This window comes from Kitasatospora sp. HPM-01-4, assembly GCF_051374625.1.
Lineage (GTDB): Bacteria > Actinomycetota > Actinomycetes > Streptomycetales > Streptomycetaceae > Kitasatospora.
In genome coordinates this window covers 5,510,706-5,525,777 of sequence record NZ_JBPQGP010000005.1, presented here as the reverse complement: position 1 = coordinate 5,525,777, position 15,072 = coordinate 5,510,706, and the positions used below count along the sequence as shown (strand labels likewise).

Below are 15,072 nucleotides of genomic sequence, written 5' to 3'. Positions count from 1 at the left end.
GGCGCCCCCGGGTTCTCCCCGCACCACCGCGTACGGCTAACAGCCCAACGGCCACCCACACTATGGCGTGACACCCGAGCCCACCTCGCGTGCCGTCGCCGTCGCGCCGCCGAAATCCGGAAGACTGACGGACCCGGCCAGACCCGTCGGGCAGTCGGCCCGCTTCCGGGGAAAGGGAGTCATGTCCGAAACCTCCCGTTCTCAAGCCCATGTGCACAGCGATCCCGCACAACCGGCCACCGGGGCCGTCGGGACTCGCAGCGCCGGGGTGCGGAGAACCAGCCCCGGGGTCAGCGAACTGGTCCAGGCCGCGCTGCCGCTGATCGCCGCCTGGCTGCCCGGCCAGCGCTGGTACGCGGGCAAGGGACGCGCGATCACCGGCCTCACACCGGTGGTCGGCACACCGCTCCAGGTCGGCGACCCGACGCTGCTGCACCTGCTGCTCAGGGTCGAGCACGCCGGTGACGGGTCCGCCGCCTACGGCGACATCTACCAGCTGCTGCTGGGCATCCGTTCGCAGCCGCCGGGCGCGATCGTCCCCTCCGCGGTGCTCGGGCGGCTCAGCGGGGGCCTGCACGACGGCGCGCTGGTCTACGACGCGGTGCACGACCCCGAGCTGACCGGCCGTCTGCTCGAACACATGGCCACCGGTGACCGGTTCGGCTCGCTCTCCTTCCGGCGCACCCCCGGCCCCGGGCTGCCGGGCAACCTGCCGGGGCGGGCCTCCACCGCCGAGCAGTCCAACAGCTCGGTGATCTACGGCACCGCCTTCATCCTCAAGCTGTTCCGCCGGATCAGCCCCGGCACCAACCCGGACCTGGAGCTCTCGCTGGCCCTCTCCCGGGCCGGCTCCACCCGGATCCCCCGGGTCGCCGCCTGGTTCGAGTGCCGGCTGGAGCGCTCGGAACCGGCCACCCTCGGCCTGCTCCAGCGCTATCTGCCGGACGCCGAGGACGGCTGGGAGCTGGCCCTGGACCAGGTCGCCAGGCTCAAGGGCGACCCGTCCCCGGGCAACTTCGCGATCGAGGCGCACCGGCTCGGCCGGGCCACCGCCGAGGTGCACCGGGTGCTGGCCAGGACCATGCCGGTGGCCCGGCTCGACCGCGCCCAGATCAGCCTGATGGCCGGGGCGATGGCCGAGCGGCTGGACAGCGCGGTGGCCGCCGTCCCCGGACTGCTCCGCTACCGGGCCGCGCTGCGCACCGCGTTCCGCCAGCTGACCGCCGACCACCTGGACGGGCTGCCGGTGCAGCGGATCCACGGCGACCTCCACCTCGGCCAGGCGATGCGCACCCCGCACGGCTGGGTGCTGCTCGATTTCGAGGGCGAGCCCGCCAAACCGCTCGCCGAACGGCGCCTGCCGCAGCCCGCGCTGCGGGACGTCGCCGCGATGCTCCGCTCCTTCGACTACGCCGCCGCCCATCTGCTCGCCGGCGCCAAGCCCGACCCCGAACTGGCCCACCTGGCGGCGACCTGGGCGGGCCGCAACCGGACGGCGTACTGCGCGGGCTACACCGCGGGCGGCGGGAGCGACCCGTCCGCCTCACCGGAGCTGATGCGCGCACTGGAGATCGACAAGGCGGTCTACGAGGTGGTCTACGAGGCTCGGCACCGGCCCGGCTGGCTGCCCATCCCCCTGGCCGCCATCAACCGCCTGGCCCTGACCGTCTGACCGATCCCCCATCACCACGGGGGTCGGTCCGCCGCGCCCCCGCCATCCGATGCCCAGGAGGACTTTGCCGTGACCCCGCTCGGCCCGAAGCCCGACCGCACCACGCCTGCCGTGCCCGCCACCTTTCTGTCCGGGCGGGCCGGGAGGTCCGGCGACAGTGCGCAGGTCAAGGCCAACGCCCCGGCCCGGCCTGCGGACCCGGAACCGGCACCGGAACCAGCAGCAGCACCAGTACCAGCGCCGTCGACCGTCCCCGCCGTCGCCGCCCCCGCCGTCGCCCCCCCCGCCGTCCCTGGGCGGGCCGAGCGCCCCGGGACGGCACCGGCGGCGCTGCGGCTCCCGGAGGCACCGCTGCCGCCGGCCGAGATCGACCGCCTGCTGCGCGGCGAGCACCACGATCCGCACTCGCTGCTCGGCGCCCACGTCACCGCCGAGGGGATCGCGATCCGGGTGCTGCGCCCGTTCGCCGAGCGGGTGGTGGTGGAGACCGAGCACGGCCCGGCCGAACTGACGCACCTGCAGGGCGGCCTGTTCACCGGGCTGCTGCCGGGCCGGGTCATCCCCCCGTACCACCTGCTGGTGACCTACCCGGGCGGCGGGCCGCTGGTCCAGCACGACGGCTACCGGACCAGGCCCACGCTCGGCGAGTTCGACCTGCACCTGATCTCCGAGGGCCGGCACGAGCAGCTGTGGCGGGCGCTCGGCGCGCACGTCCGGACGGTGGACGGGGTCCAGGGCACCGCCTTCGCGGTGTGGGCGCCGAACGCCGTCGGGGTCCGGCTGATCGGCGACTTCAACCACTGGGACGGCACCGGGCACCCGATGCGCTCGCTGGGTTCCTCCGGCGTCTGGGAGCTGTTCGTCCCGGACCTGGGCGAGGGCACCATGTACAAGTACGAGATCCACACCCGCCAGGGCTGGGTGCTCAAGAAGGCCGACCCGCTGGCCCGTGCCGCCCAGTGCCCGCCGGACACCGCCTCGGTGGTGACCGTCTCCCGGCACGAGTGGCAGGACGGCGAGTGGATGGCACGCCGGGCGCACGCCGTGCACCACCGCTCCCCCATGTCGGTGTACGAGCTGCACCTGCCCTCCTGGCGTCCCGACCTCACCGGCTACCGCGAGATCGCCGCCGAACTCCCCGGCTACCTCAAGGACATGGGCTTCACCCACGTCGAGTTCATGCCGGTGATGGAGCACCCCTTCGGCGGCTCCTGGGGCTACCAGGTCTCCGGCTTCTACGCCCCCACCGCCCGGCTCGGCGGCCCCGACGACTTCAGGTACCTGATCGACACCCTGCACCGGCACGGCATCGGCGTGATCGTCGACTGGGTGCCCGCGCACTTCCCCAAGGACGACTTCGCGCTCGCCCGCTTCGACGGCGAACCGCTGTACGAGCCGGCCGACCCGCAGCGCGCCGAGCACCCCGACTGGGGCACCCTGGAGTTCGACTACGGCCGCACCGAGGTCCGCAACTTCCTGGTCGCCAACGCGGTGTACTGGTGCGAGGAGTTCCACATCGACGGTCTGCGGGTGGACGCGGTCGCCTCGATGCTCTACCTCGACTACTCCCGCGAGGGCGGCGGCTGGAGCCCCAACCGGTACGGCGGGCGGGAGAACCTGGACGCCGCCTCCTTCCTCCAGGAGATGAACGCGACCGTCTACCGCCGCTGCCCCGGCGTGGTCACCATCGCCGAGGAGTCCACCGCCTGGGACGGCGTCACCCGGCCCACCCACAGCGGGGGCCTCGGCTTCGGGCTGAAGTGGAACATGGGCTGGATGCACGACTCGCTGGTCTACGTCTCCAAGGACCCGGTGCACCGCAAGTACCACCACAACGAGATGACCTTCTCGATGGTGTACGCCTACTCGGAGAACTACATCCTGCCGATCTCGCACGACGAGGTGGTCCACGGAAAGCAGGCGCTGGTCGCCAAGATGCCCGGCGACTGGTGGCAGCGGCGCGCCAACCACCGTGCCTACCTGGGCTTCATGTGGTCCCATCCGGGCAAGCAACTCCTGTTCATGGGACAGGAGTTCGCCCAGGGAGCGGAGTGGCACCACGAGCACGGACCGCAGTGGTGGGTGCTCGACGGGCAGTGGCCGGCCGCCGAGGAGCACCTGGGCGTCCAGCGGCTGGTGCGCGAGCTCAACCGGGTCTACCGCGAGACGCCCGCCCTGTGGGAGCAGGACACCTCCCCCGACGGCTTCCGCTGGCTGGACGGCGGCGCGGCCGACGACAACCTGTTCTCCTTCGTCCGCTTCGCCGCCGACGGAGGGGATGACGGGGAGCCCCGCCGCGGCCCGCTGGTCGCGGTCTGCAACTTCTCCCCCGTCGTCCGGCACGGCCGCCGGGTCGGCCTGCCGAAGCTCCCGGGCACCGACCAGCTCTGGACGGAGGTGCTCAACACCGACGCCGAGATCTACGGCGGCGGCGGCATCGCCAACTCCCAGCCCGTCAAGAGCGAGGCCACCCCGTGGAACGGGCAGCCCCGCAGCGCGGAGCTGATCCTGCCGCCGCTGGCCACGGTGTGGCTGCGGCCGGCCTGATCGGCGGTGCTCACGGCGCCCCGGCTGGCGCGCTGATGAGCAGTCGGTAAACAGTCAGGGAACGACGTCCAGGTGTCCAAGGCGCTGTAGTACGTTCGCGGCAGCCGACCCCGAACACCAGTTTCGGTGCACGGTCGTGCCTGCCGAGAGCCGTACCGCAGACCCGAGAGTGTGTGATGTCGTCCCTGACCTACCTGGAATCCGTCGGTGTGGGCCTGCTGCAGGGAGTCACCGAGCTCTTCCCGGTGTCCAGCCTCGGCCACAGCATCCTGATACCCGCGCTGATCGGCGGGCAGACCAAGGCCGACCTGGACGTCACCGCCGACGGGTCGCCGTACCTCTCCGTACTGGTCGGGCTGCACCTGGCCACCGCGCTGGCCCTGGTGGTGTTCTTCCGGCGGGACTGGATACGGATCATCCGGGGGCTGTTCAGCTCGATCCGCAAGCGCGAGATCGCCTCGCCCGACCAGAAGCTGGCCTGGCTGCTGGTGGTCTCCACCATCCCGGTCGGCGTCGCCGGGCTCGCCCTCGACCGCCTGCTGCGCGACGCCCTCGGCAAGCCCACGCCGGCGGCCGCCTTCCTCGCGCTCAACGGGCTGGTGCTGCTCGGTGCCGAGCGGCTCAAGCGCGGGGGCACGGGCCGCCGCAGGGCCGGACACAGCGCCGCCACCGGCCCCGATGCCGACCCTGAGCTCGCCTCCGACCTGCGGATCTCCCGGCTGAGCTACCGCCAGGGCGTCTGGATCGGAGCGGCGCAGATCCTCGCCCTGTTCCCCGGGATCAGCCGCTCCGGGGTCACCATGAGCGCCGGCGTGCTGCGCGGGCTGGGCCACGAGGACGCCGCCCGCTTCTCCTTCCTGCTCGCCACCCCGGTCATCCTGGCCGCCTCCGTGCTCAAGCTGCCGGAGCTGCTCAAGCCGGAGAACGCCGGCGTGCGCGGTCCGCTGCTGGCCGGCAGCCTGGCCGCCTTCCTCGCCGGGTACGTCTCGGTCCGCTTCCTCACCAAGTACTTCGAGAGCCGCAGCATGACGCCGTTCGCGATCTACTGCACGGTCGCCGGGCTCGGCTGCCTGGCCTGGCTGAATCTGTAGTCCGGGCCTCGGCGCCCTGCCTCCGGGGTGCGCCGGGGAGTCTCCACCCGACGTCGGGACCTTGGTCCCTTGCCTCCACGGGCCCGCCCGGGGCCCGATGGGTAACTCGGGCGCGAATGTATGGTCGATATGTCTTGTCCTTGCCGACCATGCCGACGAAACGGAGACTGCCAGGTGGCGCGCAGCGTGTACGTGACCGGGATCAGCCGGGGGGACGGCCGGCAGGCCGTGGAGCTCGGGGTCATGGAACTGCTCACCCGCCAGGTGGACCGGGTCGGGGTGTTCCGGCCCCTGGTGCACGCGGCGGCTCCCGGCGAGAGCGGTACCGACCATGTGGTCGAGCTGCTCCGCGACCGGTACCGGCTGGACCTGTCGCCCTCCGAGCTGTACGGGATGACCTACGAGGAGGCCGCCGCACTGCAGGCGGCACACGGCCAGGACGAGCTGGTGTCGGCCCTGGTGGACCGGTTCCGCGAGGTGGAGCGCCGGTGCCAGGCGGTGCTGGTGCTCGGCACCGACTTCGCCGCCACCGGCATCCCGGACGAGCTGGCCTTCAACGCCCGGCTGGCGAACGAGTTCGGCGCGTGGGTGCTCCCGGTGGTCGGCGGCCACGACGAGGACCCGCAGACCGTGACCGCCGAGACCCTGGGCGCCCACCGGGCCTACCGCGACCTGGGCTGCTCGACCCTGGCGATGATCGCCAACCGGGTCGCGCCCGGCGCCAAGCAGCAGATCCAGCGGGTGCTCAACGAGAAGCTGCCGGTCCCCACGTACGTGATCCCCGAGGAGCCGGCGCTGGCCGCGCCCACCGTGGCGCAGCTGGTCGAGGCGACCGGCGCCGAGCTGCTGCTCGGCGACGCGGCCGGCCTGGCCCGCGACGTCCGGTCCTTCGTCTTCGGCGGCGCGATGCTGCCCACCTTCCTGGACGCGCTGACCGAGGGCGCCCTGGTGGTCACCCCCGGGGACCGTGCCGACCTGGTGGTGGGCTCGCTGGCCGCGCACGCCGCCGGCGCCCCGCCGATCGCGGGCGTGCTGCTCACGCTCGGCCAGCACCCCGGCCCGAACGTGATGGCGCTGGCCGCCCGGCTCGCCCCCGGCACCCCGGTGGCGGTGGTCCCCGACGGCAGCTGGCCGACCGCCGCCACGCTGACCCACCTGGAGGGCAAGCTCGGCCCGGACAGTCCGCGGAAGGCCGACACCGCCCTCGGCCTGTTCGAACTCCACGTGGACAGCGCCGAGTTGACCAAGCGGATCGAGCTGAGCCGGTCCGAGCGGGTCACCCCGATGATGTTCGAGCACGAGCTGCTGGAGCGAGCCCGCGGCGACCGCAGGCACGTCGTGCTGCCCGAGGGCACCGAGGAGCGGGTGCTGCAGGCCGCCGAGATCCTGCTGCGCCGCAACATCTGCGACCTGACCCTGCTCGGCGAGCCGGAGGAGGTCCGCCGCAAGGCCGCGAGCCTGGGCATCGACCTGCCGCAGGAGGACGCCGCCGACCGCACCCGGGTCCGGATCGTCGACCCGGCGACCAGCCCGCTGCGCCAGCGGTTCGCCGAGCTGTACGCGAGGGTGCGCGCCCACAAGGGCATGACGGTCGAGCTGGCCCTGGACGTGGTCTCGGACGTCTCCTACTTCGGCACCCTGATGGTGCAGGAGGGCATCGCCGACGGCATGGTCTCCGGCGCGGTGCACTCCACCGCCGCCACCATCCGCCCCGCCTTCGAGGTGATCAAGACCGCGCCGGGCGCCTCGATCGTCTCCTCGGTCTTCTTCATGTGCCTGGCCGACAAGGTACTGGTCTACGGCGACTGCGCGGTCAACCCCGACCCGGACGCCCAGCAGCTGGCCGACATCGCCATCCAGTCCGCCGAGACCGCCGCGCAGTTCGGGGTCGAACCGCGGGTCGCGATGCTCTCGTACTCGACCGGCACCTCGGGCTCGGGCGCGGACGTGGACAAGGTCCGCAGGGCCACCGAGATCGTCCGCGAGCTGCGCCCGGACATCCTGGTGGAGGGCCCGATCCAGTACGACGCCGCGGTGGACGCCAGGGTCGCGGCCACCAAGCTGCCGGGCTCGCCGGTGGCCGGGCGGGCGACCGTGCTGATCTTCCCGGACCTCAACACCGGCAACAACACCTACAAGGCCGTGCAGCGCTCGGCCGGCGCCGTGGCGGTCGGCCCGGTGCTCCAGGGCCTGCGCAAGCCGGTCAACGACCTGTCCCGCGGCGCCCTGGTCCAGGACATCGTCAACACGGTCGCGATCACGGCCATCCAGTCCCAGTCGCCCGCCACCACCGAAGGAACCGCTCAGTGAGTGAAGGCACCCGCGTCCTCGTCCTCAACGCCGGCTCCTCGTCGGTCAAGTACCAGCTGATCGACATGCTCGACGGCTCCCGGCTGGCCTCCGGCCTGGCGGAGCGGATCGGCGAGCCGGGCGGACGGCTGGTGCACACCCCGCGCGACGGGGTGAAGCGGGAGGTCCGGCAGGTCTTCCCGGACCACGCCGCGGCGCTGAAGGCGGTCGCCGAGGAGCTGACCGCCGACGGGGTCGGCCTGGACTCCCCGGAGCTGGCCGCGATCGGCCACCGGGTGGTGCACGGCGGGAAGCGGTTCACCGCACCGACGCTGATCACCGACGAGGTGCTCACCGAGATCCGCCGGCTGATCCCGGTCGCCCCGCTGCACAACCCGGCCAACATCACCGGTATCGAGGTGGCCCGCCACCTGCGCCCCGACCTGCCGCAGGTCGCGGTCTTCGACACCGCCTTCCACGCGGGCATGCCCGAGTACGCGGCCCGGTACGCGATCGACAAGGCGGTCGCCGACCAGCACCGGGTCCGCCGCTACGGCTTCCACGGCACCTCGCACCAGTACGTCTCCCGGGCCACCGCCGCGCTGCTCGGCAAGGACCCCGCCGAGGTGAACGTGATCGTGCTGCACCTGGGCAACGGCGGCTCGGCCTCGGCGGTGGCCGGCGGTGTCTGCGTCGACACCTCGATGGGCCTCACCCCGCTGGAGGGCCTGGTCATGGGCACCCGTTCGGGTGATGTGGACCCGGGCGTGGTCTTCCACCTGCACCGGGTCGGCGGCCTGAGCATCGACGAGATCGACGACCTGCTGAACCGCCGCAGCGGCCTGCTCGGCCTGTGCGGGGACAACGACATGCGCGAGATCATGCGCCGTGCCCAGGAGGGCGACGCGGACGCCAGGCTCGCCTTCGACACCTACATCCACCGGCTGCGCAAGTACATCGGCGGTTACTACGCGGTACTCGGCCGGGTGGACGCGATCGCCTTCACCGCGGGGGTCGGCGAGAACGCCGCGCCGGTGCGGGCCGCGGCCACGGCGGGCCTGGAGGAGCTGGGCATCGCGGTGGACGCCGAGCTGAACTCGGTCCGCTCCGGCGAGGCCCGGGTGATCTCCCCCGCCTACTCGCGGGTTACCGTCGCCGTGGTGCCGACCGACGAGGAACTGGAGATCGCCCGGCAGGCCTTCGACCTGGTGCACGCCGCGAGCTGAGCGCCTATCAGCCCAGCGTCCCGCCCGTCGAGACGGTTCGTTGGCGATACCTCAGCAATCGCACTAAATGCGCCTATAACACGAACGGATAGACTGACCGATATGCGCCGAGCGAAAATTGTCTGCACCCTGGGTCCGGCGACGGACTCCTACGAACAGCTGAAGGCCATCGTCGAAGCGGGCATGAACGTCGCCCGCCTCAACATGAGCCACGGCTCGCACGCCGAGCACGAGGAGCGGTACCGCAAGGTCCGCCAGGTGTCCGAGGACACCGGCCGCACCATCGGCGTGCTGGCCGACCTCCAGGGCCCGAAGATCCGACTGGCGACCTTCGCCAACGGCCCGGTCACCGTCGACAACGGCGACGAGTTCACCATCACCACCGAGGACGTGCCGGGCGACCAGCACATCTGCGGCACCACCTACAAGGGCCTCCCGGGCGATGTGAAGCCGGGCGACCCGATCCTGATCAACGATGGCGTCATCGCCCTGGAGGTCGTCAGCGTCGACGGCCCGCGGGTGAAGACCGTGGTGGTCGAGGGCGGCGTGCTCTCGAACAACAAGGGGATCAACCTCCCCGGCGCGGCCGTGAACGTGCCGGCCCTGTCCGAGAAGGACAAGGAGGACCTGCGCTTCGCGCTCCGCCTGGGCGTCGACATGGTCGCGCTGTCCTTCGTCCGCAACGCCGCGGACGTCGAGGACGTGCACAAGGTGATGGACGAGGTCGGCATCCGCGTCCCGGTCATCGCCAAGATCGAGAAGCCGCAGGCCGTCGAGGCCATGGAGGAGATCGTCCTCGCCTTCGACGCCGTCATGGTGGCCCGTGGCGACCTCGCCGTGGAGTACCCGCTGGAGAAGGTCCCGCTGGTACAGAAGAAGCTGATCACGCTCTGCCGCCGGAACGCCAAGCCGGTCATCGTCGCCACCCAGATGATGGAGTCGATGATCCACGCCTCCCGGCCGACCCGCGCCGAGGTCTCCGACGTCGCCAACGCCATCCTGGACGGCACCGACGCGGTCATGCTCTCCGCCGAGTCCAGCGTCGGCAAGTACCCGGTCGAGACGGTCAAGACCATGAGCCGGATCGCCGAGCAGGCCGAGAAGGAGCTGCTCGCCCAGGGCCTCCAGCCGCTGAACCCGGGCCGCAAGCCGCGCACCCAGGGCGGTTCGATCGCCCGCGCCGCGTGCGAGCTGGGCGACTTCCTGAACGCCAAGTCGCTGGTCGCGTTCACCAAGTCCGGTGACACCGCCCGCCGGCTCTCGCGCTACCGCTCGCCGATCCCGGTGGTCGCCTTCACCCCGGACGTCGCCACCCGCAACCAGCTCTCGCTGAGCTGGGGCGTCGAGGCGTATGTGACCGAGCAGGTCGACACCACCGACGAGATGGTGGTCCAGGTCGACCAGGAGCTGCTGAGCAAGCAGCTGCTCCAGGAGGGCGACACGGTCATCGTCACCGCCGGCTCGCCGCCCGGCATCCCCGGCAACACCAACATGGTCCAGGTGCACCACCTGGGCTCCCGCGCGGGGCTGTAACCGCTCCCGCGAAAGCCGTGAACGCCTGTGGGGCTCCCGCCCCGCAGGCGTTCACGCGTTGTGGCGCCTACCCGCCGTAGGGCAGGTGGTCGTTGTACATCCGCATGCCGGGGATGGTGAGGGTGCCGCCGAACTGGCCCGCCTGGACGGCGGTGACGTTCTTCAGCTCCAGGTCCAGCGGGATCGGGATGCTGCCGATCAGGTCGTACAGCCACTGCGGCAGGGTGTCCGGGGTCAGCGTGATCTCGCCGAGGTCGATCGGGATCGGCAGGCCGAGGATCTTGCTCAGGTGGCCGGACAGCCGTTCCACGTACATGGTCACCTCACCACCGCGCATGGTGGAGGTCGAGCCCGGAGCACCCTTGACGTGGAAGGTGACGCCGTTGCCCTCCAATGTCGACATATCGAGATCACCGATGTCGACCCGGTCCACCATGAACTTCAGCACCCGCTTGGTGCCGGTCGCGGTGCGGACGTCCACCAGGCCGTAGAACTTCGCGCCGTACAGGCCGAGGGTGGACGAGTGCAGCGTCCAGTTCTGCTCGGGGACGATCCGGTTCGGCTCCGCCTTGGCGGCGGCCAGGCCCCGGGTGTCCACCTGGCAGTCGGGGTTCCCGCTCGGCGAGGCGGACGGAGACGGGGACGGGGAGGGCGAGTGGGTCGCGGTGGGCTCGGCCCCTCCGGACGACGGGCTCGCCGCCTGGGACTGCCCGGGCGCCCCCGGGTCGGCCGGGGACGGGGACTCGGACTGGGGCTGGGGCTGGGGCTGCGCCCGGGGAACCCGCGGGGCCCCGGTGACGGTCGGGCTGGGCACGGCCGAACCGGCGGGCGTCGGGGCGGACCTCGGCGACGAGGTCGGGGTCGAGGTCGAAGCCGGGGCCGAGGTCGGGGTCGGGGTCGGGGTCGGGGTCGGGCTGCGGTGGTCGCCCAGGTGCAGGATCGGGTCGAGGATCTCGTCCAGAAGCCCGGCCGGCCGGACCCGACCGGCGCTGGGCGCGGGCGAGTCGGCCGCCGCCGCCTGCTGGGGTCTGGGGTGCGTGGTGGCGACGCTCGCGGTCGGCACGGCCGTCGGGGTCGGCGTGGCTGTCGGCGACGGCGACGACACGGCGCTCGGTGTGGCAGCCGAACTCGGCTGCCGCGTACGCGAGTCGGGATGCCCGGTCGACTGCGCGGCCTTCGTGGACGTCGAGGTGGGGTCCGGGACCGGGGTGATCTCGCTCTTCGGCACCGGTGTCTCGTCGAGCACCGTGTCGGGGGCGGTGGCGCAGGCCTTGTCCTTCTGGACGTCGGCCGAGGCGATGCTCGGAATGGCCCCCATCAGCAGGGCGGTCGGCACGGCGGCGATCATGACCGCCCTCCCGCGCAGCCGGGTCCTGGCACTGACCCGGGGCGCGGCGTGCCGGGGGCCCGGCACCCGGGTGACCGCCCCCTCGGCCTCGCCGGTCACCGTCGCTCCCCGGGGTCGGCCGCGGACTGCTCGGCCGACGCGGACTCGGCGGGCACGGACTCGGCGGGCACGGACTCAGCGGGCGGCTCCGCCTGGGCGGGGATCGAGACGGTCTGGCCGGGCTCGGCCGAGTACTCGGCACTCGTGGACGGCACCGCCTCGTCCACCTGGACGGCCGACGGCTTCAGCGGGGCCCAGGAGCAGAGCAGACCCCCGGCGAACAGGCCGAGGATCAGGCCCAGTCCGAAGCCGCCCAGGTTGGAGACCGGGATGGAGACCAGGGACAGGATGGTGACCGCCACCCCACAGAAGATCCGCACCAGCGGCTGGAACCAGGCCGTCACGCCCAGGGTCATCATCAGCAGCCCGATGAGCAGCGAGCCGGCGCCGGCCGTGGTGGCCATGGTGACGGTCAGCTGCCCCAACTGCAGGTCGGCGTAGGGGAAGTAGACGATCGGGAGGCCGGCGATCACGGCCAGCAACCCGCCCCAGAACGGGCGGGTACGGCGCCAGGCCCGGAATCGCAGTCGGAGCCGACCGAAGCCGCTCGCCCCTTCGGGCCACTCGATGGCAGTTGCGCTGGACACGATGCAAGCTCCTCGATTACGGGAACGAGGGACGAACGGGTGGTGCGGCAGGGGCGACGGCTCGCCACCGCCCCTGCCATGATGGACCGTTGGCCGACGGCAGAGCACCGGCGGCCGTCAACGGGCTAGAAGCACTCGACGCCCGGGCCGCTGCCCTTGGCCAGGCCCAGCTTCAGGTTGTTGAGCGTGAAGCTGCTGGCCGAGGTCGACCAGGCCTTCTGCTTCACATCCGTCAGCACGGCGTGCGGCGCGGTCTGACCGAACGCCCCGGGCGCTCCCTTGGCGGGGCTCGGCAGGGTCGAGGCGTCCTGGCCGATGTTGATGTTGTCGAACGTGGCGTTCGCCTCAAGGCTGTTGAGGCCGATCACCAGATTGTCGGCCTGGACGTAGTCCTCCTCCTTGGGCCCGCCCGCCTTCAACTGGACGGTCCAGGTGCCGAGGAGGGGGATGTCGGTGGTGACCGTCTGGCACAGGTTGTGGATGGTCGCGTGCCTGAAGGTCGATACCGCGACCGCCTCGTGGGCCGCCGGGTTCGGGTCCTTGTCGTTGGTGTGGTGGAGGACGTCGCCGTACTGGGCGAAGTCCGTGCCGTCCAGGTAGTCGGCCGCCACCTTGAACTTCTGGCCGGAGATGCTGAACGACGCCGCGAGCGCGTTGTTGGCCAGGCCGACGCCGATCGCGGCGGTGGCCGCCACGCCCGGGACCATCACCAGTGCGAAGCGCTTCCAGCGGGTCTTGCCGTAAGTCTGGGACATGCGTGTCCTCCTTCTAGGACGTACATCTCCGACCTCGTCCGGCGCTTCCCGCGCCGAGCAGGGCCTGGGATGGGAGAGAGCTACGTCCTCGGTAGCGGAGAAGGCCGTGGGCATCGGCGGACCCGGGTCCGGCCGCACGTACGGCACACCCGTTCCTGGCACCGGCTGTCTTCACGACAGCGGGTACGACCGACGACACCGGCGATCACCCCCGAGCGACAACCAGCGACCGCGCGGGGATGCGCGACCGCGAGGAGGACAGGAACCGCGCGTGGGATCCGCGGACACCCCCCTGTCCTCAAGCCTCCGGACCGGGCCTTCGGCTGCCCGGTGGGGATCCCCTCGTAGGGGACCGGGCGTGGCTGATCGTGCTTGAATCCCGGGCGAAGCACAAGGGGTTCATTACTGACGGGTAATCCAACAACGCTCGACGTCGATCATGCGATCGAGAAAGATGTCACCCTGGGTGACAATCGATCATGTTTACGTCAGTAGAATTCACCGGAAATACGGACGAAACACCCCTGGCGATCACCTGAGGTGATCGCCAGGGGGTATTGTCAAGATTTGATAAAGCTCGGAATTTCCATCGGCTTTGTCGTCAAATCCCCGACGGCACCGCAGGTCACCCGCTGTGCCACCGGGCCACCACGACCCGCCTGCTGATCTGGCGTCAGAACAGCACCCGGGCAAGGGCGCCGCGCGCCTTCGTCACCCGCGGGTCGTCCGCGCCGATCACCTCGAACAGCTCCAGCAGCCGGAGCCTGGCGGTGTCCCGGTCCTCACCGAAAGTCCTGCCGACGGTGTCGACCAGGCGGCCGAAGGCGTCCTCGACGTGCCCGCCGACCAGATCCAGGTCGGCCGCCTCCAGCTGGGCGGCGACGTTCTTCGGGTCGGCGGCCGCGGCCGCGCGGACCTGCTGCGCGTCCAGCGACTCGACCCGCTGCAGCAACTGCGCCTGGGCCAGGCCCAGCTGCGCCTCGGTGTTGCCGGGCTGCTCGGAGAGCACGTTCTGGTACGCCTGGACGGCGCCGCCCAGGTCACCGCTGTCCAGCGCCTCGTGCGCGGCGGTCAGCGCCGGGTCCTCCGGCCTGCGGGGGGCCGCGGGGGCCTCGCCGGCGGGGGCGACGGCGCCACCGACGATGCCGAAGCGCTGCTCGGCGACGGCGATCAGCTGGTCCAGGATCTTGCGGACGTTGGCCTCGTTCTCGGCGCCCTGGAAGAGCGGGACGAGCTGGCCGGCCACCACGGCCATCACGGCCGGGATGCCCTGGATGCCGAACTGCTGGGCGATCAGCTGGTTGGCGTCCACGTCGATCTTGGCGAGCACGATCCGGCCGGCGTACTCCTCGGCGAGGCGCTCCAGGATCGGGCTGAGCTGCTTGCACGGGCCGCACCACTCGGCCCAGAAGTCGACGACCACCGGCACCTCGGTCGAGCGCTGCACGACCTCGGTCTCGAAGGTCTCCTCGGTGACATCGATGACGAGCTGGTACGCCGCACCCTGCGGGTCGACCCCGGCCGCCTCGGCGGCGGCGTTCTGGCGGGCACGCTCAGCCCTGGCCTGCTCGGCCTTCTGTGCGGCCTCACCGGCCGCCTTCACTGCGGCGAGGTCGACCGCACCACGCAGGGCGGAGCTGTTGAGACGCGAATTCCGTGGCTGCATGGCTCTATCCTCCCCCGTCCGCACCAGTGACGTGCACCAACCGGCGGAAGTGGGTCGCACCGGACCGTCATTCCCGCCCCTCGGGAGCTCCCCACCCCCGTACCGCAGCCTCAGCGCGCGGAGCCGGCGCGGATCCCCACCCGCGCCGCACGCCCGCCCGATCCCTGGGTCATGGCGTGTGGTTGCCGCTCTTTCGCTACGAGTCGTAGCGTATCTGCACCCCGGCCCGGTGCCGCAAGACCCTCTCGGGAACTCGGGG

At 71.7% G+C, this 15,072-nt stretch carries 10 protein-coding genes; 6 read left to right on the top strand and 4 right to left on the bottom strand.

The genetic code is table 11. The features are described from left to right. The first annotated feature begins 181 nt into the window (after positions 1-181). The 6 genes from ACSMTC_RS24055 (at position 182) to pyk (ending at position 10,358) form a co-directional block, all read left to right on the top strand. Positions 182-1,672 (top strand): maltokinase N-terminal cap-like domain-containing protein, encoded by a 1,491-nt coding sequence (locus ACSMTC_RS24055; protein WP_436561789.1) that lies wholly within the window; start codon positions 182-184, stop codon positions 1,670-1,672. Between the two features lie 69 nt (positions 1,673-1,741). Continuing rightward, positions 1,742-4,219, top strand: a complete 2,478-nt coding sequence (gene glgB, locus ACSMTC_RS24050; RefSeq protein WP_436561788.1) for a 1,4-alpha-glucan branching protein GlgB — start codon at positions 1,742-1,744, stop codon at positions 4,217-4,219. 176 nt (positions 4,220-4,395) lie between these two features. After that, entirely contained in the window at positions 4,396-5,310 is a 915-nt protein-coding gene (locus tag ACSMTC_RS24045; protein ID WP_436561787.1) for an undecaprenyl-diphosphate phosphatase, read from the top strand. A gap of 174 nt (positions 5,311-5,484) precedes the next feature. Further along, positions 5,485-7,620 (top strand): phosphate acetyltransferase, encoded by a 2,136-nt coding sequence (pta, locus tag ACSMTC_RS24040; protein WP_436561786.1) that lies wholly within the window; start codon positions 5,485-5,487, stop codon positions 7,618-7,620. Further along, positions 7,617-8,825, top strand: coding sequence for an acetate/propionate family kinase (locus tag ACSMTC_RS24035; RefSeq protein ID WP_436561785.1), 1,209 nt, complete (start codon positions 7,617-7,619; stop codon positions 8,823-8,825). The genes pta and ACSMTC_RS24035 overlap by 4 nt, the downstream gene beginning before the upstream one ends. Positions 8,826-8,927: 102 nt before the next feature. Further along, positions 8,928-10,358: a pyruvate kinase gene (pyk, locus tag ACSMTC_RS24030; RefSeq protein ID WP_436561784.1), complete on the top strand. Its 1,431-nt coding sequence runs from the start codon at positions 8,928-8,930 to the stop codon at positions 10,356-10,358. Positions 10,359-10,425: 67 nt separating this feature from the next. Here pyk and ACSMTC_RS24025 read toward each other — a convergent pair whose 3' ends face one another. From ACSMTC_RS24025 to trxA, 4 genes are all read right to left on the bottom strand, one after another. Beyond that, the gene (locus ACSMTC_RS24025; RefSeq protein WP_436561783.1) at positions 10,426-11,805 is read right to left on the bottom strand and encodes a hypothetical protein; all 1,380 of its coding nucleotides are present in this window, start codon (positions 11,803-11,805) and stop codon (positions 10,426-10,428) included. Beyond that, positions 11,802-12,392: a DUF6114 domain-containing protein gene (locus ACSMTC_RS24020; RefSeq protein WP_436561782.1), complete on the bottom strand. Its 591-nt coding sequence runs from the start codon at positions 12,390-12,392 to the stop codon at positions 11,802-11,804. The genes ACSMTC_RS24025 and ACSMTC_RS24020 overlap by 4 nt, the downstream gene beginning before the upstream one ends. A gap of 125 nt (positions 12,393-12,517) precedes the next feature. Next, a complete protein-coding gene (locus tag ACSMTC_RS24015) occupies positions 12,518-13,147 on the bottom strand; it encodes a DUF6230 family protein (protein WP_436561781.1) in 630 nt (209 codons plus the stop codon). 673 nt (positions 13,148-13,820) lie between these two features. Continuing rightward, a complete protein-coding gene (gene trxA / locus ACSMTC_RS24010; RefSeq protein WP_436561780.1) occupies positions 13,821-14,813 on the bottom strand; it encodes a thioredoxin in 993 nt (330 codons plus the stop codon). Between the last annotated feature and the right edge of the window lie 259 nt (positions 14,814-15,072).

What these genes read in the sequence shown, in the direction of transcription:
- pyk (WP_436561784.1), top strand. Translation starts at nt 8,928, where the DNA reads ATGCGCCGAGCGAAAATTGTCTGCACCCTGGGTCCGGCGACGGACTCC.
- ACSMTC_RS24015 (WP_436561781.1), bottom strand. Translation starts at nt 13,147, where the DNA reads ATGTCCCAGACTTACGGCAAGACCCGCTGGAAGCGCTTCGCACTGGTG.
- ACSMTC_RS24045 (WP_436561787.1), top strand. Translation starts at nt 4,396, where the DNA reads ATGTCGTCCCTGACCTACCTGGAATCCGTCGGTGTGGGCCTGCTGCAG.
- trxA (WP_436561780.1), bottom strand. Translation starts at nt 14,813, where the DNA reads ATGCAGCCACGGAATTCGCGTCTCAACAGCTCCGCCCTGCGTGGTGCG.
- ACSMTC_RS24055 (WP_436561789.1), top strand. Translation starts at nt 182, where the DNA reads ATGTCCGAAACCTCCCGTTCTCAAGCCCATGTGCACAGCGATCCCGCA.